We start from the raw sequence: 22,501 nt of genomic DNA on the forward strand, positions 1-22,501 counted from the left end.
CCTTAGGTAGTTTAATAGATGTAACCTCGTTTTCATCTAATACAGTTCATAGCAAAGCCTATACATTACCTATTAGTAGTGGGATTTACTATGTAGTAGTAAGAACACCCGGAAATGTGCAAACAAAAAAATTAATTATCAATTAAGATTTTTTAAGTATAAAAAATAAGAATTAAAAATAGTTTGTAAATTAAAAATCAACACTTAAAAAATATAATTTTAATAAAAAAAATAAATAATTTTTTATTTTCGATGTATTTATTAACGATAATGTAATTTTTTTTGAAAAAAAAGGCACAATTGCAATAAAAACACCTTCTTTGCAATGTTAACATTTACTTAACACACAACTCAAATGCTTGTACCAATTTTGCAAAAAAATTAACAACAAATGAGAGTTTTTAAAAAATTAATGATGCTTGGGTTATTTTTATTAGCAACCCAAACCATTTTTTCTCAATCTAAAATAACCGGAATGGTTATAGATGGAGACTTTAACGGACCACTACCAGGTGCAAACGTATTTGTAAAAGGTACTAAAGATGGAGCAACAACTGGATTTGATGGTAAATTTGAATTTACTACATCTATGGCTTCAGGTGAAATTGTAGTTTCTTATTTAGGATTTAAGACTGTTGTAATTCCTTTCACAGGATCAACTAATTTAGGAAATATTTCTTTAAAAGGAGATGAAAATCAATTAGAAGCAGTAGTAGTAATTGGTAAAGGGGTTATCGACTTAGCTAGCGATAGAAAAACGCCTATCGCAGTTTCAACAATTAAAGCTGCTGAAATTCAAGAAAAAGTTGGAACAGCAGATATTACACAAGCAATGGTTAATACACCATCTGTTTATGTGGCTGACCAATCAAGAGGATACGGAGATTCTAATATTAGGGTACGTGGTTTTGAACAAGATAATACTGCTGTATTGATTAACGGTCAACCTGTTAATGGTATGGAAGATGGATTAGTATATTGGTCAAACTGGTCAGGTTTAACAGATATTGCAAATGGAATTCAAATTCAGAGAGGTTTAGGATCTTCTAAATTAGCAATTTCTTCTGTAGGGGGAACTATTAATATCGTTACTAGAGCTACTGATAAAAAAGAAGGAGGTTTTGCGTCTTTAGGAGTAGCTAATAATAGTTATTTTAAAACACTTGCTGGTTATAATACTGGTATGAACGAAAAAGGATGGGGTATGAGTATCATGATGTCACATTGGCAAGGAGAAGGATACACTATCGGTACTCAAGGTAATGGGCAGAATTATTTTATCTCTGTTGGTTATCAGCCAAATGACAAACATAATTTCAACTTTTTGTTAACGGGAGCACCTCAATACCATAACCAAAGCTTTTCTCAAAGAATCAGTGTATATTTAGATAAAGGAAGAAAATATAACGGTAACTGGGGAACTTTAAACGGAAACTTCAAAAGTGAAGTGGGTAACTACTATCACAAACCAGTAGCAAACTTAAACTGGGATTATACTATTTCTGAAAATTCAAACGTATCAACTGTTTTATATGCTTCTTTAGGAAGAGGAGGAAGTGTTGGAAGTGTTGGTTCAAGAGTTAGAACTGCTGATGGTCAAATTGATTTTGATCAAATTTATGCTAATAACCTTGCAAGTGCTACAGGTAGATCAACTTACGCGTTAAGAAATTCAGTTAATAATCACTCTTGGTATGGTTTAGTAAGTAACTTTGAAACTAAATTAAGTGATGAAATTAGTTTCAACGCAGGTTTAGATATTAGAACATATAAAGGGTCGCACTTTAGACAAATTACAGATTTATTAGGTGCAGATTATTTTCTAGATAATGGAAACGTAAATATTCCAAATAATCAAATTTCTGCTACTTACAAATCTAATCCGTGGAGTGCATTATTTAATTATGCAAGTGAAAGTGAAAGATATGCATGGGATTACGATGAAAGAATTAATTATGGTGGAGTGTTTTCACAAATTGAATATTCTAATGATAATTTTTCAGCTTTCTTTCAAGGATCTGTTTCCAATCAATCTCACGTAAGATGGGATAGATATCAGTATTTACCTGAAAATGAAAAAGCAGATGCGGTTAATAACACTGGATATAATGCAAAAGGTGGTGTTGCTTACAATATTAATGAAAATAATACAGTTTACGGAAATGCGGGATATTATTCACGTCAACCATATCATGATAATATTTATTTGAATTTTGGAAATGATGTAAACCCTTTGACTGAAAATGAAAAAATATTAGGATTAGAGTTAGGTTATAGTTTTACTTCTAAATTCATTTCTGCAAATTTAAATGCCTATAGAACATCTTGGAAAGATAGAGTTACGTCTAGTTCTACAACAGCAACTGCTGGGCAAGTAGTAGGTACTACAGTATTAAATGATGGTGATATTATTTATACAACAAACCAAGGTGTAGAACAATTACACCAAGGTGTTGAATTAGATTTTAATGCTAGACCAACTAAAAAACTTAATTTAAGAGGTTTTGCTTCTGTAGGAGATTGGCAATATAAAGGAGATGTTGTTACTGTAAAGAGAGATCAAGACAGAAACGTGCTTCTTGAAACAAGAGATGATGTAGATGGTGGTAAAGTAGGTGGTGCTGCACAAACAAGCTGGGGATTAGGAGTAAGATATGAATTATTACCACGCTTCAATTTCGATGCTGACTGGAGAAATTATGATAAATTATATTCTGATGTTGGTGCAATAAAAGAAAATTTAGAATTACCTAAATATGATTTAGTTGATGCTGGTTTATCATACAAAATGTTAGTTGGTAAAGATGATAAAAATTCTGTAAACTTCAGATTAAATGTAAACAATGTATTTGGAGAAGTATATTTGGCAAGTCTAAGTACAACTAACCAAGCACAAGATGGTGATGAAACTTTTAATGGTATTAAAACGAACAACATTGGATACTTTGGTTTAGGAAGAACTTGGAATTTTACAATTAGATATAATTTCTAATATAAAAGTCATAAATTATAAAACCGCTTCACAATTTTGTGAAGCGGTTTTTTATTTTCCTATCTTTGTTACATAACATTTAAATGAACTAGTATGTATACCACTTTACAATCCGCGCATTCTATATTTGCTTACATTGTTTTAACGGTTTTATTTTTAGCAGCTGTTAATGCTATAATGGGAATAGTTTCTAAAAAATTATTTACCGATAAAGACTTGCGAATTTCTTTATTTGCGTTAATTCTTTCACACATGCAATTGCTCATCGGTTTTATTCTTTATTTTATGTCTCCAAAAGGATCTGCTATGTTGGGGGAAATGAAAGACCCAGCTATGCGATTGACTTCTTTGGAGCATCCTTTAATAAATATCATTGCTATAGTTTTAATCACTATAGGTTGGTCAAAACATAAAAAAGAAGAAAGCCATAATGGGAAATTTAAAAAGATTGCCATTTTTTATACCATCGGTTTCTTATTAATTTTATCTAGAATTCCTTGGACAAGCTGGTTAAGCTAATTCTTTAAAAAATAGAGAAGATGAAAATTTATAGTGTTACCATACCATTTTTACTTCTTCTTATTAGTATCAGTAGTTTTACTTGTAAACAAAACGAACCGTTTTCAAGTAAAACTATTTTTTTAGATACCTTAACAAAAGACACAGTTCTGATAGATTCCATTCTTGTGGATTCTATTATTGTTGAAACACCTTCTCCTGCAGTATTTTACAAAGAAAAAGTACATGCTTCTTATTATCATGATAAATTTAATGGTAAAAGAACAGCAAGTGGTTCCATTTTTAATAATTCTGAGTATACTGCTGCTCATAAAAAAATACCTTTTGGAACTCAAGTTTTGGTAACTAATATAGCCAATAATAAAACGGTTGTCGTTACGATAACAGATCGAGGACCCTTTACAAAAGGTAGAGAAATCGATTTATCAAAAGCGGCTTTTATGGAACTGTCCGAACAAAAAAATCTTGGATATCTTACCGTTAACCTTCAAATACTAAAAGAATAGAATCAGCATTAGCTGATTTTTTTTTGATATACTTTTAACAAAAAATTAAGTTCGTTTAGTTCGGTAATTAGCGAACCTGGAGTATCTTTGCAGGAAATATTTATATGATGCAGGAAGAAAAACAAGAACTAATTGAAATGTTTGGGGTTCATTTTGAACAATTATACAACATTCCTCCATTGGCATCCCGAATTTTAGGTACTTTAATTATTGATGGATGTAAATCGGGATTAACTTTTGAAGAATTAGTGGATAAAATGCAAGCAAGTAAAAGTTCCATCTCCACGAATATAAATTTACTTTTAAAAATGGAGAAAATTTATTATTTCACAGTTTTAGGAGATCGAAAAAAGTATTTCAAAGCCTCTCCTTTAAGTCAGCGCTTAAATAATTACTTAACCTTGGTAAACAACGAATTGCTTTTAATTGATAAAATTATAAAGTATAGAGAAAAAAATACCTGTTGTCCTCAAGAGAAAATCAATTTATTAAATAGTTATGCTTATAAAGAACACATGGAAAAAGCAGAGCAACTTTTACTAACAACTATAACTAAGTTTAAAGAAATAGAAGAAAAAAACCAATTAAATAAATAACCTAGATTCTCAAATGAAAAAAAAATATATACTAAGCATTACTGTTTTGTCTCTCGCTTTTTTTTCTTGTAATAATAAAGAAGCAGCCAATCAGGCTCCACCAGTACAATCTTATAAAGTAATTGAAGTAGCAAAGTCGAATACGACTTTATTAGCAGAATACCCTACAACTTTAGAAGGAATAGTAGATGTAGACATTCGTCCGAAAGTAGATGGATACATTGAAAAAATATATGTAGATGAAGGACAAGAAGTAAAAAAGGGACAATTGCTTTTTAAATTAGAAACACAAATGGCTACACAAGACGCAAGTGCTGCAAAAGCAAGAGTGGATGCTGCACAAGTAGAAGTGAATCGTTTAGCTCCCTTAGTTGAAAGAAATATTATTAGCGATGTGCAACTAGAAACTGCTAAGGCAAATTTAGCTTCTGCAAAAAGTACGTATCAAAGTATTATTGCCAGAATCAATTATGCCACTATTAAAAGTCCAGTTAATGGAATCGTAGGAACTTTACCTTTCCGTTTAGGGAGTTATGTGAGTAGTCAAACGCAAGAACCTTTAACAAGAATATCAGATATTAGTTCCATTTATGCCTATTTTTCAATGAACGAAAAACAGCAATTGGATATGATGCTGCATGCTGATGGGAAAACGTTTCAAGATAAAATTGCAAAAATGCCTCCAGTAAAATTAATTTTAAGTAATGGAGATACTTATGAAGAAACTGGGAAAATTGAAACCATGAGTGGTCAAGCCAATACACAAACAGGTTCGTTTAATGTGAGAGCGAGCTTTAAAAATCCTAATAAATTATTACGCTCTGGTGGAAGTGGTTCCATTCAAATTCCTACAAGCTTGAATGAGGTTATTTTAATTCCTCAAAACGCAACCATAGAAATGCAAGACAAGCGTATTGCTTTAATTGCAGATAAAGAGAATAAGGTAAAAGCAGTACCTATTGAAGTGCGACCCGTTCCTGGAGGGAAATATTTTGTAGTAGATAAAGGGTTAAATGAAAAAGATAAAGTTTTAGTGGAAGGTGTGGGTATTGTAACAGAAGGTACACCTATTCAATCGCAAGTTGTAACAATAGAAGAAGTGGTTAGTCCATCAAAAAAATAAACACTAGTAAGTAACATATGTTTTCAAAATTTATTGACAGACCCGTATTGTCAACAGTGATTTCTATTATCATTGTTATTTTGGGAGTGTTAGGATTAATCTCACTTCCTGTTTCACAATACCCAGAAATAGCACCACCTACCGTAACGGTTGCGGCAAATTATCAAGGAGCAAGCGCTGAAGTAGTAATGAATTCAGTAGTGATTCCTTTAGAAGAACAAATTAACGGTGTAGAAGACATGACGTATATGACTTCTACCTCTAACAATGATGGTTCAGCAGTGATAAATATTTATTTTAAATTAGGAACGAATCCTGATTTAGCTGCTGTAAACGTACAAAATCGAGTTTCAAGAGCTACTAATTTATTGCCACAAGAAGTAACGCGAGCTGGAGTTACAACCGCAAAAAGACAAAGTGATAATATTTTGATTTTTTCGCTTTACAGTGAAAACCCAGAATATGATATGACTTTTCTTCAAAATTATGCTAACATTAATATTTTACCTAAAATTAAACGTGTTCCAGGTGTAGGTGAAGCGGTAATCTTTGGACAAAAAGATTATTCGATGCGTATTTGGTTGAAGCCTGATGTAATGGCGACTTATGGATTGGTACCTTCAGATGTAACCAGTTTATTGGCAGAGCAAAATATTGAAGCAGCTCCAGGTCAACTAGGAGAAAGTGCAGATCAATCTTTTCAATATACTTTAAAATATAAAGGACGTTTACAAAGTACTAAAGAGTTTGAGGAAATTATTGTACGCTCTACTGAAAACGGAGAGATTCTTAAACTGGGAGATGTAGCTAGAATTGAATTAGGTGCTGTAAATTATGCGAGTAATACGTTAACCAATGGAAATCAGTCGGTGGCTATTGCTATTGCGCAAACGGCTGGCTCCAATGCACAAGAAGTAATTGAAGGGTCTCTACAAGTTTTAGACCAATCAGCAGTTAATTTCCCAAAAGGGATTAAGTATACCACCTTAATTAATGCGAATGATTTTTTAAGTGAATCTATTACCAAAGTTATTCACACTTTAATTGAAGCCTTTTTATTAGTGTTTGTAGTAGTATTTATTTTCTTGCAAGATTGGAGATCCACACTTATTCCGGCTATTTCTGTACCAGTAGCTATTGTAGGAACCTTCTTTTTCTTGAGTATTTTTGGTTTTACCATCAATTTACTAACCTTATTTGCTTTAGTACTAGCCGTAGGAATTGTGGTGGATGATGCAATAGTAGTGGTAGAAGCGGTACATGCCAAAATGGAAGCAGGAGAACATAATCCTAAAAAAGCGGCACACAGTGCGATGAATGAAATAAGTAGCGCTATTATTTCGATTACTTTAGTCATGTCTGCGGTATTTATTCCCGTTTCTTTTATTAATGGATCAGCAGGTGTCTTTTACAAGCAATTCGGATTAACATTAGCGGTATCTATTGTTTTATCTGCGATTAATGCGTTAACGCTTTCACCAGCTTTATGTGCTATTTTCTTGAAACATCATGAAAAAGAGGAAGAGAAAAAAGGCGTATTAAAACGTTTTTATAGTGCTTTTAATGTTGCTTTTGATGCTACTACCATTAAATATAAAAAAGCGGTGGAGTTTTTCATCAAACGGAAATGGTTGGCCTTTTTAGGTATAGCTCTTTTTGCTGGAATTTATGTTTTATTGTTAAATATTACCCCAAAAGCTTTTGTACCTAGTGAAGATACAGGAGCCATACTGTCGGATGTATCACTTCCTCCGGGAACTTCATTAGAACGAACAGAAGAAGTATTATTACAAATTGAAAATAAAGTAAAAGACATACCTGAAATAAAAGAAGTACTTCGAATTTCGGGACGAAGTTTAATCAGTGGTACAGGTAGCAATTACGGTATGGTAATTGTAAAATTAAAACCTTGGTCTGACCGTCCTGAAAAAAATCAAGAAGTGACAGCTATTGTTCAAGATTTATTCAAAAGAGCAGCAGCTGTAAAAGACGCTAGGGTTTTATTTTTTGCACGACCTACTCTAGTTGGTTTTGGTTTTACCAATGGTTTTGAATTGCAGTTGCAAGATCAAAAAGGAGGTTCTATTAAAGAATTAAGTGAGGTGAATAATTCATTTTTAAAGGCTTTAAATGGTAGACCAGAAATTAAATATGCAGCCACTTCTTTTTCACCAAATTATCCGCAATACCGAATCGATTTAAATGTAGCCGCGATTAAAAAATCAGGTTTAACGGTTACCGATATCTTAGGAACTATGCAAGGGTATTATGGAGGAGTATATGCATCCAACTTTAATAAATTTGGAAAACAATATCGCGTGGTGTATCAATCTGAACCCCAATTTAGAAGTGACCCTGAATCACTGAATAAAATTATGGTTCGTAATAATAAAGGTCAAATGGCTCCTATTTCTCAATTTTTAACTTTAGAGAAAGTTTTTGGGCCACAAGCCATAGACCGATTCAACTTGTTCACTTCTGTTAAAATTACGGGAGCACCTAATGAAGGATTTAGTACAGGTGATGCCATTAAAGCAGTGGAAGAAGTTGCGAGTCAAAGTTTACCATTAGGTTATGGGTATGAGTTTTCTGGAATGACAAGAGAAGAAATTAGTGCTGGAGGACAAACCCTTTATATTTTTTTATTGTGTTTGATATTTGTCTATTTCTTATTAGCGGCTCAATATGAAAGTTATATGTTGCCTTTTGCGGTGCTACTTTCTTTACCAGTAGGATTAGCTGGAGCTTATGTTTTTGCTTACTTTTTTAATGTAAGTAATAATATCTATCTTCAAATTACTTTGATTATGTTAATTGGATTATTAGCTAAGAATGCAATTCTTATCGTAGAGTTTGCTGCAGAAGCAAGAAGGAAAGGCTGGAGTATTACGCAAGCTGCGGTTCAAGGTGCAGTAGCTCGTTTACGACCTATTTTAATGACCTCTTTTGCTTTTATTTTAGGATTATTGCCTTTAATGTTGGCTAAAGGAGCAGGAGCTATTGGTAATAACGCAATTGGAACTGGAGCTATTGGAGGTATGTTAATAGGTACCATTTTAGGAGTGTTTATTATTCCGGTTTTATTTATCATTTTCCAAGCTTTACAAGAAAAAGTAAGTAGTAAAACTATAGAAACGACTCAAAGTGAAGAAGCTACAATCGAATAAGAAATTTAAAATGAAAAAACCATATATTATAAAAAGTATCCTTTTATTAGCGAGTGTTTTTTTGCTGCAATCTTGTTTTGTAGCCAAAAATTACGAAGCTCCTAAGATAACAACCGATAAATTATATCGAACAGAACTTAGTATTGATAGCACTTCGATAGCGATGCTCTCTTGGAAAGAATTATTCTCTGATGCTTTATTACAAGGATATATCAACGAAGGATTGGAGAACAACTTAGACATGCAGATTGCACTTCAAAATATTACCGCTTCAGAAGCAATGATGAAACAAGGGAAAGCGGGTTATTTCCCTACGTTAACAGCCAATGCAACTTGGACACATCAGGAAACCTCTGAAAACAGTCAGTTTGGTAGACTTTTTAGTAGTATTGACCAATATGAATTATCAGGAAAATTAAGTTGGGAAGCCGATATTTGGGGAAAAATAAGAAGTAATAAAAGAGCTTCTTTTGCTCAATATTTACAATCACAAGCAGCAAAACAAGCGATTCAAACGCAATTGATAGCCAATATTGCTTCTTTATACTATCAGTTGTTAGCTACCGATGCACAAATACAAGTTGTTACACAAACTATCGAAAATAGAAACACAAGTGTAGAAGTCATTCAAGCCTTAAAAAAAGCGGGAAGTGTAAACGAAGTCGCAGTACAACAAACAGAAGCTCAAAAATATGCAACCGAAATTATTTTGAAAGATTTGGAATACAATCGTAAAGTCTTAGAAAATACATTTAACCAACTGTTAGGAAAAGCTCCAGGAGCCGTTGCTCGATCTACTTTTGAAGAGCAACAAATAGAAGCAGATGTTTCTGTTGGATTACCTGCTTATTTATTAAGTAAAAGACCTGATGTTGTAGCTGCAGAGCTCAATTTTAGAAATACTTTCGAATTAACCAATGTTGCCAGAAGTTATTTTTACCCTTCGTTAACGGTAAATGCAACAGGTGGTTTACAAGCTTTAGAATTAAAAGATTGGTTCAATACTAAGTCTATTTTTGCGAATATAATTACGGGTTTAACACAACCTATTTTTAATCAACGTCAAAATAAAACGCGTTTGGAAGTGGCTAAAGCCAATCAACAAAAAGCCTATTTACAATATGAAAAAGCTTTGTTGGTTGCAGGAAAAGAAGTCTCTGACGCTTTAGCGAGTTATGAAAATGAAACCGATAAATTAAGTATTCGTGAAAAACAATTAGAAGCATTAAACAATGCAGCTACCTATTCAGACGAATTACTTCAATATGGTTTGGTTACCTATTTAGAAGTTCTAACCGCAAAAGACAATGCTTTAAATACAGAGATTAACTATATCGACAATAAATACAAACAAATGAATGCCGTAATCTCGTTATACAAAGCATTAGGTGGTGGAAACTAATTAAAGCCCTGTGAAAGCAGGGTTTTCAACTTTATTTTCTATGGATCGAAAAAAAGAAATCATTGAAAAAGCATTAACGCATTTTCTTAAAAATGGAAGCAAAATCATTACCATGGATGATATTGCCAATGAATTTCGATTGTCTAAAAAAACGCTCTATTGTCTATTTGAAAATAAAGAAGCGCTTTTAAAAGAGGCAATAGACTTATTATGGCAAAATTTTTTAGATGAAGTGACTGTAATCAAAAGCAAAGAAGAAAATCCGCTCTTAAAAATCATTGCTATTTATAAAGTTGGTATCCAAAATATTAGCAACATCAATCCGGTTTTTTTATTTAGTTTGAAAAAATACCATCCTGATGCAATGGACGTGTATAAACACTACAAAGTATTCATGTATGAAAATGTAGTCCGACCTTTATTAGAAGAAGCTAAAACCAAGCAATTAATTCGAAAAGATGTAGATATCGAATTGTTTCACAATATTAATTTTGAAGATATCGACGAAAAATTATGGAAATACAAGGTGTTTGAAAGCTATTCTATACCACAAGCCATTGACTACTTTGTCATTCTCAAATTAAAAGGAATTCTCACCAAAGAAAATTTCGATTTATTCTAATTTTCCCAAGTAGTAAAAGGATTTTTACTCAAATAACTATTGTAATAACGTTCATCTGTAGTCACTTCCTTTCCTAACCAATCGGGGCGCTCAAAAGTTTCATCTTCTCTTAAAAGCTCAATTTCTGCCAGCACTAAACCTTGGTTTTCACCCGAAAAAACATCTACCTCAAAAACGTGAACCCCTACAATAACTTCATAACGAGTTTTGTCAATCATGCCTTTTTCACAAAGGGTTAATAACTGTTCGGCTTCTTCAATCGAAATTTCTTTTTCCCATTCCATTCGTGTCATTCCAGAACTCGTACTTTTACCTTTAATCGTCACATAACCATTTGCTCCTTTTATTCGAACACGAACAGTTCGTTCCGGAACACTCGATAAATAACCTTGTACAATACGATTGTGTTTCACCGCTTCTTTCATAAAAGCATTCGAGGTAACTAAAAATTTGCGTTCAATTTCAACCATACGTATTTTTTATTTTTTGAAGCTATTTCCTGCTATCCGTTACAATCTTTTATTGTTAGAAAAACCAGTTACTGTATCAATATTTGATTCGCAATAAAAGGATTTTCACTACTATCAGGGCTAGGATAATCAAATATACTATAAATTTGTAATATGGAAGAGGGAATTCAATATCGAAAAATTATTCATATAGACATGGATGCCTTTTATGCTTCTGTGGAACAAATGGATAACCCCGATTTGAAAGGAAAACCAGTAGCTGTTGGAGGTAATGAAGTTCGTGGAGTAGTTAGTGCAGCCAGTTATGAAGCACGTAAATTTGGAGTGCGAAGTGCCATGAGTGGGGCTCAAGCCAAACGCAATTGTCCTGATTTAATTTTTGTAAAACCGCGATTTGATCGTTACAAAGAAATTTCCAGAAAAATTAGAAAAATATTCTTTGATTACACTGATTTAGTAGAGCCACTTTCCTTAGATGAAGCCTATTTAGACGTTACTGTAAACAAAAAAAACAATCCTAGTGCTTCTTTAATTGCTCAGGAAATTAGAAAACGCATTTTTGAAGAAGTAGGTCTTACCGCTTCTGCGGGTATTTCTATTAATAAATTTGTCGCTAAAGTAGCTTCCGATTACAATAAGCCCAACGGACAAAAAACGGTTAATCCAAACGAAGTGGAAGCTTTTTTAGAAAAACTAGACATCAAAAAATTCTATGGAATTGGAAAAGTAACTGCAGAAAAAATGTACCAATTGGGGATTTTTACGGGTTATGATTTGAAACAAAAACCATTGGAATTTCTAGAAAAACATTTTAGCAACAGTGGTCCGTATTATTATCAAATTTGTAGAGGTATTCATAACAGTCAAGTTAAACCTAATCGAACGATTAAATCGGTAGGTGCTGAACGCACTTTTTTTGAAAATCTTTCTTCCGAAGTTTTTTTAGAAGAAAAAATAATCAGTATTGCTAACGAACTAGAAAAGCGCTTGCAAAAAAGTAAAATTGCAGGCAAGACCATTACGCTAAAATTAAAATATTCTGACTTTTCATTACAAACTAGAAGTAAAACATTACCCTATTATATTTCCGATAAAAGTTTGTTAATTGATGTAGCCAAAGAGTTATTGTATCAAGAACGATTAAAAGACTCCGTACGCCTTTTGGGTTTGTCCTTGCATAATTTAAACAATCAAGAATCAAAAAAAACACAAGAGCCCAAACAAAAAAGTATATCCATACAGCTCCAATTTGATTTTAAAGAATACTAAAAAAGCAACTCTATAGAGTTGCTTTTTAAATGTATAATTAAAAAAAATTAATCTCTACTTGATAGTTTTGCTAGAAGTCTTAAAAATTCAATGTACAACCATACTAAAGTAATCATTAATCCCATAGCACTAAACCATTCCATATATTTAGGATAGTTTCTTTCTGCACCTTTTTCAATTTGATCAAAATCTAAAAATAAATTTAAAGAAGCGATTAGAATTACAAAAACACTAATCCCAATACTCATTAATGAGTTGCCTCTGTGTACGGGTTCGAAATTAATGAAAAAAGATAGAATCCAAGATAATAAATAGTAAGTAGCAATTGCAAAAGTAGCAGCAATTACAATCGATTTGAATTTTTCAGTAACTTTTACAATTTGATATTTATACAAAGCAAAGCAAATAATAAAGGTTACAAAAGTACAACTTACCGCTTGAATTACAATTCCTGGATAGGCTGCTTCAAAAAACGCTGAAATTCCTCCAATAAATAAACCTTCAAATAAAGCATAACCTGGAGCTACCCAAGTAGATGTTTCCGGTTTGAAAGAAGCAATTAAGACTAATACAAAACCTACAATTCCTCCTCCAATTGCAAACAGCATTGGATTATAACCATTGTAAGCGAGTAACCATGTTCCTATAGCAGAAAATAATAAGGTAGCTAATAAAATAAAACTTTTATTCATAGCACCGCTAACAGTCATTGTTTCTTCATAAGAAATAACAGTTGCATCCTCAACAGTTCTAGACGTGTTGTTAAATGCTTTAGATCCTAAAAAAGGGTTTTTCGATTTTAAATTCATATGATTTACTATTTTTAACAAATATACACATTATTCTATTTCAGAAACACGTAAGGTGTTTACCATTCCTTTTTTAACAATTGGCATGGCTGCTAAGTTGATTACCATGTCACCAGGCTTAACATAACCTCTTTCTTTACATATTTGATTAATATCATCTACCGTATCATCTGTACTTACAAATTTATCATAGTAATACGCTCTCACACCCCATAATAAGTTTAATTGTGTTAAAATGCGTTTGTTAGAAGTAAATACTAAAATATGAGATTTTGGTCTCCAAGCCGAAATTTGAAAAGCGGTATACCCACTATTTGTTAAAGTTGTTATGGCTTTAGCAGCAATATCATCAGCCATAATGGCAGCATGATAACAAATCGATTTTGTAATAAAACGTTTGGTGCGTACATGTGGTGCATTTAAAGGTACTTTAATAAGTGGTGAATCTTCAACGCTTTCAATAATACGTGTCATGGTTTCAATAACTTGAACGGGATAATTACCTACAGACGTTTCTCCAGAAAGCATTACTGCATCCGCTCCATCCATAACCGAATTCGCAACGTCATTTACTTCTGCACGCGTAGGTGTTAAACTCGTAATCATGGTTTCCATCATTTGTGTTGCTACAATTACAGGAATTCGAGCTGTTTTCGCTCTGTGAATTAATTTCTTTTGAATTAACGGAACTTGTTCTGCAGGAATTTCCACACCTAAATCGCCACGAGCTACCATTAAAGCATCACAAAAAGCAACAATTTTATCTATGTTTTCTACTGCTTCTGGTTTTTCAATTTTAGCTACGATTGGAATTTTATGATCAGAATGTTTGGCAATCAAGTCTTGTAATTCTTCTAAATCTTTTGGAGTTCTTACAAATGATAAAGCAATCCAATCTACTTTATTTTCAATCGCAAAAATGGCATCTTTAATGTCTTTTTTAGTTAAGGCAGGTAAAGAAACTTTCGTGTTCGGTAAATTAACTCCTTTTTTTGATTTTAAGGGACCTCCTTGAATAACTACTGCTTCAACTTCTGTCTTTTTATCTGTTTTAACGACTTCAAAAATAAGTTTACCATCATCTAAAAGAATCCGTTCTCCTGCATTCACATCTTTTGGAAATGCTTTGTAATTCATGTATACTTTAGAAGCAGTTCCTAAGATGTCTTCAGCTGTTGTAAAAGTTATTTTATCCCCTTTGGCAACGACAACATCTTCTTTCATTACTCCAACTCTCAATTTTGGTCCTTGTAAATCACCTAGAATAGAAGTAGTATAACCAAATTCTTCATTCAGTTCTCGAATCATGTCTATTCTTTCTTTTACATCTTCATAATCAGCATGTGAAAAGTTAATTCTGAAAACATTAACTCCAGCTTCGATCATGTCTTTTAAAACTTCTTTTGAACTAGTTGCAGGTCCTAATGTAGCTACAATTTTGGTCTTTTTTGTTGTTGGCATTTTAATTAAAAAATTAAATTATTTTTTGATTTAAGTTTGTTTTGGTCAATACGGTACACCATGGAAATTTGGGAAATCTTTGAAAGTTTTTGAATTATTTTTTCTAAAGGAAAAATAACTGTTTCCATATTTTCAATTTTCAAAATATAATCCGCTTTTTTAAATTCAGGTACCACATACATTGTAACATCTACCGAATCGAAAATTCCATTAGTTGTTTTTTCAGAGGGAATAGCTGTTGCTTTATTTTCAAATACATTCCAAATGATATCGTGAATTTCATCATCAAAGATAAAATGACTGAATTCACTTTTACCTTCTTTTGTTTCTATTTCGATATTCGAATTACTTTTGCTTAGCTGAATTTGTAATGCTTTATTAATAAAATAGGCTAAACGATAGTCTTCAAGGCTAGAATGTATGGCAATAAGCTCATAATCTATCGAAATAAAATCATTTATTTGAATTTTATGAATAGCCATATCTCTTAAAAATAAGTTGTAAATATACTATTTAAAATAAATAAAAAGTATTGTTTTTAAAGAAGTTAAGGATAGTTTACTAACGAAAACGTTTTAGTTACGACATATGATCGTTATTTTTTGTCTATTTTTTCTTGAAGCGCAAAATAGGCTCTTTTGGCTGCTTTTTCTTCTGCTTTTTTCTTAGATGTTGCTCTGCCTTTGGCTACTATTTTTTGATCAATAGTAAGTTTAACTCCAAAATATTTTTGTTCTTCAATTCCTGTATCATCAAAAACCTCAAAATTGAATTGCTTTTTTTCTTTTTGACACCATTCAATGACTAAGCTTTTATAACTAATTACTTTTCCTTCTAATTTTGGAATGTCTACGTATGGCTCAATAACTTTGTCATAAATGAATTTTTCACAAAAAGGAAAACCTCTATCTAAATAAATTGCCCCTATAAATGCTTCAAAAATATTACCGTGTATATTTTCTCCAAAATGCTGTGGATTTACTTTACTTTCCACAAATTGTATTAAATTGAAATCTCTACCTAACTCATTTAAATGTTCTCTACTCACAATTTTAGAGCGCATTTTAGTGAGATACCCTTCGTCTCCAGTAGGAACTTCATTGTATAAATGAGCTGCGATAACACTACCAAGCATAGCGTCACCCAAGAATTCTAAACGTTCATAATTAAAAGGATTCCCATTGTCGTCTTGTTTGTTAGATGATCGATGTGTAAATGCTTTCCTATAATAACGCAAGTTTAAAGGCTTAAAGCCTAATATTTTGGTAATTTTTTCAAAAAAAATCCCGTCTTCAGGAGAACGGGAATTTTTTATTATTTTTTTAAATAATTTACGCATATAAATTATGCTTCAAGTTTTTTAAATAATACACATGCATTGTGTCCTCCAAAACCAAAAGTATTACTCATTGCAATCTTAATATCTCTCTTTTGAGCCTTATTAAGAGTTAAATTTAATTCTGGATTAATATTCTCGTCTACAGTTGTATGATTAATCGTTGGAGGAATTATACCATTTTTTATGGCTAAAATAGAAGCAATAGCTTCAATTCCACCAGCAGCACCTAACAAGTGACCTGTCATAGATTTGGTAGAATTAATATTGATATTTTTAGCATGATCACCAAAAACAGCACTAATAGCTTTTAACTCTGCAACATCTCCTAAAGGTGTAGAAGTTCCGTGTGTGTTGATATGTTCTACTTCTTCAGGTTTCACACCAGCATCACGTAAGCAGTTTTCCATAACAGCAATTACACCAATTCCTTCCGGATGTGGAGCTGTTAAATGATAGGCATCCGAAGACATTCCACCGCCACCTATTTCACAGTAAATTTTGGCACCACGTGCTTTAGCGTGTTCATATTCTTCCAAAACTAATGCACCGGCACCTTCTCCTAATACAAACCCATCACGAGTGGCATCAAAAGGTCTAGAAGCTGTTTCTGGACTATCATTACGAGTAGATAAAGCATGCATTGAATTAAAACCACCCATTCCTGCTATAGTAACTGCGGCTTCTGAACCACCTGAAATGATTACATCACACATTCCTAAACGAATATAATTGAAAGCATCAATCATGGCATTCGCAGAAGAAGCACAAGCAGAAACAGTAGTGTAATTAGGTCCCATAAAACCATTTCGCATAGAAATGTGTGCAGGAGCAATATCGGCAATCATTTTAGGAATGAAAAACGGGTTAAATCTCGGTGTTCCATCTCCAGCAGCGTAACTTAAAACCTCTTCTTGGAAAGTTTCTAAACCACCAATTCCTGCTCCCCAAATTACACCTACACGGTGTTTGTTGATGTTTTCAGGTGTGATACCTGCATCTTTTATCGCTTCATCACTAGCAACGATAGCATATTGCGAAAATTTATCTAAACGTCTCGCTTCTTTTCTGTCGATGAAGTCTTCCACTTTGAAGTTTTTTACTTCACAAGCAAATTTAGTCTTATGTTTTTCAGTATCATAATAGGTAATGGGAGCAGCACCGCTTTTTCCGCTGATCAACGCATCCCAATATTCTTGAATGTTATTTCCTATTGGAGTTAGCGCTCCTAAACCAGTTACAACAACACGCTTTAATTGCATATAAATATGTTTTGATTATATAAAAAAACCCAAAGTGCTTTTAATAATAACTAAAAGAAACAATGGGTATTACATAGTTTATTTTTATGATTGTAATACAATCAATGTTTTCTACTAATAAAATAAATTTCTCGTTATAAATATATAAAAATATAATTAAAAACTTATTTAATGAATCTTTAATCATAATTTAATATATAATTAAAGACTACCTTAATTATAATAAGGTGAAGAGAAAAGCGAAACAAGAACACCCAAATGATATTACATCAATTGGGTGTTTTGATATTATTTCTTAGCTTCCTCGATGTAAGAAATAGCTTGACCTACAGTAGCAATGTTCTCAGCTTGATCATCTGGAATTTGAATATCAAATTCTTTTTCGAATTCCATAATTAGCTCAACAGTGTCTAATGAATCAGCTCCTAAATCGTTAGTGAAGCTAGCTTCAGCTACAACTTCATTTTCGTCAACACCTAATTTGTCTACGATAATCGCTTTTACTCTTGATGCAATGTCTGACATAATCTTTTAATTTTAATTTAATTTGTTGGCAAAAATAAAAAACTTTATTTTAAAACAACCTTTTTGTTACTAAATAAGACTACGAAATTAAAAAAAATAATTCACAAAGACTTCATTTTTCTATTTTTTACCAATTATTATTCTTTTTTTTGTGTAATAAAAATTACAGGATAATGAAAAAAATAGTCATATTTGCTTCTGGTACTGGTTCCAATGCCGAGAAAATAATATCACATTTCAAAAAATCAAATCTAGCACACGTAGTCGGCATCTTTTCTAACAATCCTCGTGCCAAAGTTTTGCAACTTGCTGAAAATCACAAGATAGATGCTGTAGTTTTTACGAAAGAAGAGCTTAATGAAGGAGCAGTTTTAGAGCAACTAAATACGATTCAGCCCGATTTGATTGTATTGGCTGGTTTTTTGTGGAAATTTCCAGCTTCGATTATTCAGTATTATCCAAATAAAGTGATTAATATTCACCCTGCTTTACTCCCTAAATATGGCGGAAAAGGCATGTATGGGATACATGTACATCAAGCGGTATTAGAGAATAAAGAAGAAGAAACAGGGATTACCATTCATTATGTGAATGAGCATTACGATGAAGGGGCTTTTATTTTTCAAAAAAAGGTTGCTATTGCTGATTGTATAACTTCTGAACAAATTGCTGAAAAAGTGCATCATTTGGAACATGAGTTTTTCCCAGTGGTCATAGAATCTTTATTAACTCCATAATTTTATGCACGAAGTACATATATATACAGACGGTGCTGCCAAAGGAAATCCTGGGCCAGCTGGTTATGGTGTGGTGATGGAATTAGTGGGTACTCCTTATAAAAAAGAATTCTTTGAAGGATTTCGTTTGTCAACTAATAATAGAATGGAGCTATTGGCGGTTATTGTAGGTTTGGAAAAATTAAAAAATCCTAAAATGAAGGTGCTCGTAGTTTCAGATTCTAAATATGTGGTGGATGCTGTTGAAAAAAGATGGGTATTTCAATGGGAAAAAATAAACTTCAAGAATAAAAAAAACCCTGATTTGTGGATACGATTTCTAAAAGTATATAGAAAGCACCAAGTCGATTTTAAATGGGTTAAAGGACACAATAATCATCCTCAAAATGAACGCTGTGATGCCTTAGCTGTAATGGCTTCCCAACAGGAAAAATTATCCATTGATGCTTTTTATGAAACGAATGAGCAGTCGTTTTAAAAAAGATTTTCTGCATTTTAACTTTTACATATATTTTCAGAAAACTAAAGTCAAATTCATTAAATTTGCCTCTTAAAATTTTAAAAATCATGTTACAGGTAGCATTTATTAGAGAAAACAAGGACGAAGTAATTAAACGATTGGCTAAAAGAAATTTAGAAGCTAAGGGTTTAGTGGAATCAGTAGTTGCACTCGATGAAAAGAGAAGAGCAACTCAAGTGGAATTAGATAATATTCTTGCCGAGTCCAATAAGCTATCCAAAGACATTGGTGCTTTAATGAAAAATGGTGAAAAAGCAAAAGCGGAAATTTTAAAAGAGAAAACGGCAAAGTTTAAAGACCAAACAAAAGAGTTAACGGAAACTTTAAATGCTGTTACAGAAGAATTACAAACAGAACTGTATAAAATACCAAATCTTCCAGCTGAAATTGTACCTGAAGGAAAAACACCTGATGATAATCTAACTGTTTTTGAAGAAGGTGCTGTACCTCAATTGCATGAAGGTGCTTTGCCTCATTGGGAATTAGCTAAGAAGTATGATATTATTGATTTTGATTTAGGAGCTAAAATTACAGGTGCTGGTTTTCCAGTATATAAAGGAAAAGGGGCTAAGTTACAACGTGCTCTAATTACCTATTTTTTAGATAAAAATACGGATGCTGGTTACCAAGAATTTCAAGTACCTCATTTGGTTAATGAAGCTTCTGGTTTTGGAACAGGTCAGTTACCAGATAAAGAAGGGCAAATGTATCATGTTGGAGAAGATAATTTATATTTAATTCCTACAGCTGAAGTACCCGTGACCAATTTATTTCGAGATGTGTTGTTAAATGAAAATGAATTACCAATTCTTTGCACGGGTTACACTCCATGTTTTAGAAGAGAAGCGGGTTCTTATGGTGCACACGTGAGAGGACTAAATCGTTTGCATCAATTTGACAAAGTTGAAATTGTGCGTATTGAACATCCTGAAAAATCTTATGAAGCTTTAGATGGTATGGTAATGCATGTAAAAGATATTTTAAAAGAACTAAAATTACCCTATAGAGTATTAAGATTGTGTGGTGGAGATATGGGATTTGCTTCCGCTTTAACCTATGATTTTGAAGTGTTTTCAACCGCTCAGGATCGTTGGTTAGAGATTTCTTCTGTTTCTAATTTTGAAACTTTTCAATCGAATCGATTAAAATTACGCTTCAAAGATAAAGAGGGTAAAAATCAATTGGTTCATACCTTAAATGGAAGTTCATTGGCTTTACCAAGAGTATTAGCAGGAATTTTAGAAAACTACCAAACTCCTGAAGGAATTGTAATTCCAGACGTTTTAAGAAAATATACTGGTTTCGACATCATTAACTAAATCGTTAATCTTCACTTAATAATGTACTAATTTGACACAAAAGTGTTACTTTAGTACATTATTTGTTTTTTGCCATTTATGAAAAAAATAGCCGCTATTATCTTCTTTTTTATCTCACTGATTGTTTCTGCTCAAAGTGAACAATTGGCACTTGATTATTATGAAAAAGGAGAATTTGAAAAGGCACTTACTTTATTGGAACAAATTGGTACAAAACAACCTTCTAACTATTATTTTTTTCAAAAAATTATTGATTGTTATCAGCAATTAGAACAATTTGATAAAGCCGAAAAAGCCATTTTAGAACGAAAAAAAAGATATGATCAACCTATTTTATACATTGATTTAGGGTATAATTATCAATTACAAAAAGAAGAAAATAAAGCAGTTAAGCAATATGAATTAGCACTCAAGGAAATTGAAAATCAACCCGCCTATGCGTATCAAATAGGAAGTGGTTTTGAAAAAAAAGTGTTAGTAGAATGGGCTTTAAAAGCCTACGAAAAAGGGCAAGAAGTAAATCCTGAATTGAATTTTGATTACCAAATTGCGTTATTGCAAGGACAATTGGGAAACATCGAACTCATGACGGACAAATTATTGGACTTCGCATATGAAAAACAAGATAATACAGCTATTGTACAAAATTATTTAATCCGTTTCATAGCTGATGAAGCACAAAGTACTTTTTTAAATTATCTTAAAAAAACCTTGTTATTACGAACTCAAAAAAAACAAGATGTATATTGGAACCAATTTTTGAGTTGGTTGTATGTGCAACAAAAAGAATACGGTAAAGCATTTATTCAAGAAAAAGCCATTTATAAAAGAAATCCAGAGAGTTTAGATGCTATTTTGTCCTTGGCTTATATGGCAGTTGATGATAAACAACAAACGGATGCGATTTCGATTCTAGAATATGTATTGGAAAACACTAATGATGTTTCCCAACAAGTAGCTGCTCACACGCTTTTAATGCAACTCAAGATTGAAGAAGCTACTCCTTCTGAGTATGCTAAAATTGATGCTGATTTGAATCATTTATTGGAAAAATTTGGATTTCAGTCTACAGCAATTAATTTAATTAAATTGCAAGCGCATTTTAAAGCTTTTTATTTGAATCAACCACAAGAGTCTAGTTTATTATTGAACAAGGCGTTGAAGTTACGATTGAATAACAGAGAAATTTCAGAAATAAAAATCGAGCTGGCTGATGTGTTGCTTTTTGATGAAAAATTCAACCAATCGATATTATACTATGCTCAGGTGGAAGAAAATATGAAAAACGATGTACTTGCACATGAAGCTAGTATGAAGATGGCCAAAGCCAATTATTATAAGAATGATTTTGATTGGGCATTGCAACAAGTAAAAGTTTTAAAACAATCGTCTAGTTTACTTATTGCAAATGACGCGGTGGAATTATTTTTGTTAATTAAAGATAATTCTTATGAAGACAGTACAAGAGTAGCGCTTACAAGTTTTGCCAAAGCGGATTTATTGTTATATCAAAATAAAGAAGAGCAAGCCTTAAGCGGATTTGTTTCTATTTTAGAAAAATACAAAGGAGATACTATTGAAGACGAAACCTTATATAGAGTCGCAACGATATATAGTAAAAGAAAAGAATATCAAAAAGCAATTGATTATTACAATCAAATTTTGGATCATCATGCTGATGGAATTTATGTGGATGAAGCTTTGTTTTTCTCAGCAGAAATTTACAGGAAATATTTAGATGATCCTGAAAAAGCAAAACCACTCTATGAAAAAATGATTTTTGAGCATGCCGATAGTATTTATTTTACTGAAGCCCGAAAACAATTTAGAATACTGAGAGGTGATGCCAATCTCTAAAAATAAATA

The 22,501-nt window shown here is 32.3% G+C and carries 21 protein-coding genes; 14 read left to right on the forward strand and 7 right to left on the reverse strand.

Annotated features, from left to right (window positions below):
- Positions 1–14 precede the first annotated feature (14 nt).
- The 9 genes from NHF47_RS17300 (at position 15) to NHF47_RS03570 (ending at position 10,927) form a co-directional block, all read left to right on the forward strand.
- Positions 15–146, forward strand: coding sequence for a T9SS type A sorting domain-containing protein (locus NHF47_RS17300; protein WP_366926832.1), 132 nt, complete (start codon positions 15–17; stop codon positions 144–146).
- Positions 147–391: 245 nt separating this feature from the next.
- Positions 392–2,992, forward strand: coding sequence for a TonB-dependent receptor domain-containing protein (locus NHF47_RS03535; protein ID WP_252763640.1), 2,601 nt, complete (start codon positions 392–394; stop codon positions 2,990–2,992).
- A 93-nt stretch (positions 2,993–3,085) separates the two neighbouring features.
- Complete coding sequence (locus tag NHF47_RS03540; protein ID WP_252763641.1) at positions 3,086–3,511, forward strand: hypothetical protein; 426 nt, start codon at positions 3,086–3,088, stop codon at positions 3,509–3,511.
- A gap of 20 nt (positions 3,512–3,531) precedes the next feature.
- Positions 3,532–4,017, forward strand: a complete 486-nt coding sequence (locus NHF47_RS03545) for a septal ring lytic transglycosylase RlpA family protein (RefSeq protein WP_252763642.1) — start codon at positions 3,532–3,534, stop codon at positions 4,015–4,017.
- A gap of 104 nt (positions 4,018–4,121) precedes the next feature.
- Complete coding sequence (locus NHF47_RS03550; RefSeq protein ID WP_252763643.1) at positions 4,122–4,613, forward strand: GbsR/MarR family transcriptional regulator; 492 nt, start codon at positions 4,122–4,124, stop codon at positions 4,611–4,613.
- Positions 4,614–4,626: 13 nt separating this feature from the next.
- Entirely contained in the window at positions 4,627–5,736 is a 1,110-nt protein-coding gene (locus tag NHF47_RS03555) for an efflux RND transporter periplasmic adaptor subunit (protein WP_252763644.1), read from the forward strand.
- A gap of 17 nt (positions 5,737–5,753) precedes the next feature.
- Entirely contained in the window at positions 5,754–8,903 is a 3,150-nt protein-coding gene (locus tag NHF47_RS03560) for an efflux RND transporter permease subunit (protein ID WP_252763645.1), read from the forward strand.
- A gap of 10 nt (positions 8,904–8,913) precedes the next feature.
- A complete protein-coding gene (locus tag NHF47_RS03565) occupies positions 8,914–10,305 on the forward strand; it encodes an efflux transporter outer membrane subunit (RefSeq protein WP_252763646.1) in 1,392 nt (463 codons plus the stop codon).
- A gap of 40 nt (positions 10,306–10,345) precedes the next feature.
- Complete coding sequence (locus tag NHF47_RS03570; RefSeq protein WP_252763647.1) at positions 10,346–10,927, forward strand: TetR/AcrR family transcriptional regulator; 582 nt, start codon at positions 10,346–10,348, stop codon at positions 10,925–10,927.
- Here the strand turns inward: NHF47_RS03570 and NHF47_RS03575 are convergent.
- Positions 10,924–11,397, reverse strand: coding sequence for a CYTH domain-containing protein (locus NHF47_RS03575; protein ID WP_252763648.1), 474 nt, complete (start codon positions 11,395–11,397; stop codon positions 10,924–10,926). The two genes, NHF47_RS03570 and NHF47_RS03575, sit on opposite strands and share 4 nt — an antisense overlap.
- A gap of 153 nt (positions 11,398–11,550) precedes the next feature.
- Between NHF47_RS03575 and dinB the strand changes: the two genes are divergently transcribed.
- Complete coding sequence (dinB, locus tag NHF47_RS03580; RefSeq protein ID WP_252763649.1) at positions 11,551–12,666, forward strand: DNA polymerase IV; 1,116 nt, start codon at positions 11,551–11,553, stop codon at positions 12,664–12,666.
- Between the two features lie 47 nt (positions 12,667–12,713).
- Here dinB and NHF47_RS03585 read toward each other — a convergent pair whose 3' ends face one another.
- The 6 genes from NHF47_RS03585 to NHF47_RS03610 form a co-directional block, all read right to left on the reverse strand.
- Positions 12,714–13,475, reverse strand: coding sequence for a Bax inhibitor-1/YccA family protein (locus NHF47_RS03585; RefSeq protein WP_252763650.1), 762 nt, complete (start codon positions 13,473–13,475; stop codon positions 12,714–12,716).
- Between the two features lie 30 nt (positions 13,476–13,505).
- A complete protein-coding gene (gene pyk / locus NHF47_RS03590) occupies positions 13,506–14,936 on the reverse strand; it encodes a pyruvate kinase (RefSeq protein WP_140998046.1) in 1,431 nt (476 codons plus the stop codon).
- A 5-nt stretch (positions 14,937–14,941) separates the two neighbouring features.
- Positions 14,942–15,418 (reverse strand): IPExxxVDY family protein, encoded by a 477-nt coding sequence (locus tag NHF47_RS03595; protein WP_252763651.1) that lies wholly within the window; start codon positions 15,416–15,418, stop codon positions 14,942–14,944.
- Positions 15,419–15,531: 113 nt separating this feature from the next.
- On the reverse strand, positions 15,532–16,275 hold the full coding sequence (gene rnc / locus NHF47_RS03600; RefSeq protein WP_252763652.1) for a ribonuclease III: 744 nt from the start codon (positions 16,273–16,275) through the stop codon (positions 15,532–15,534).
- Positions 16,276–16,280: 5 nt separating this feature from the next.
- On the reverse strand, positions 16,281–17,534 hold the full coding sequence (fabF, locus tag NHF47_RS03605) for a beta-ketoacyl-ACP synthase II (protein ID WP_252763653.1): 1,254 nt from the start codon (positions 17,532–17,534) through the stop codon (positions 16,281–16,283).
- Between the two features lie 288 nt (positions 17,535–17,822).
- A complete protein-coding gene (locus NHF47_RS03610; protein ID WP_002988156.1) occupies positions 17,823–18,059 on the reverse strand; it encodes an acyl carrier protein in 237 nt (78 codons plus the stop codon).
- Positions 18,060–18,232: 173 nt separating this feature from the next.
- Here NHF47_RS03610 and NHF47_RS03615 point away from each other — a divergent pair, with 173 nt between their 5' ends.
- The 4 genes from NHF47_RS03615 (at position 18,233) to NHF47_RS03630 (ending at position 22,492) form a co-directional block, all read left to right on the forward strand.
- Positions 18,233–18,796, forward strand: a complete 564-nt coding sequence (locus NHF47_RS03615; RefSeq protein WP_252763654.1) for a phosphoribosylglycinamide formyltransferase — start codon at positions 18,233–18,235, stop codon at positions 18,794–18,796.
- A gap of 4 nt (positions 18,797–18,800) precedes the next feature.
- Complete coding sequence (gene rnhA / locus NHF47_RS03620) at positions 18,801–19,274, forward strand: ribonuclease HI (RefSeq protein ID WP_252763655.1); 474 nt, start codon at positions 18,801–18,803, stop codon at positions 19,272–19,274.
- A gap of 89 nt (positions 19,275–19,363) precedes the next feature.
- Complete coding sequence (serS, locus tag NHF47_RS03625; protein ID WP_252763656.1) at positions 19,364–20,635, forward strand: serine--tRNA ligase; 1,272 nt, start codon at positions 19,364–19,366, stop codon at positions 20,633–20,635.
- 78 nt (positions 20,636–20,713) lie between these two features.
- Positions 20,714–22,492 carry a tetratricopeptide repeat protein gene (locus NHF47_RS03630; protein WP_252763657.1) on the forward strand — a complete coding sequence of 593 codons (1,779 nt, stop codon included), beginning with the start codon at positions 20,714–20,716 and terminating at the stop codon, positions 22,490–22,492.
- The last annotated feature ends 9 nt before the right edge of the window (positions 22,493–22,501 follow it).

The sequence above is a fragment of the Flavobacterium sp. NRK F7 genome, assembly GCF_024054195.1.
Classification (GTDB): Bacteria; Bacteroidota; Bacteroidia; order Flavobacteriales; family Flavobacteriaceae; genus Flavobacterium.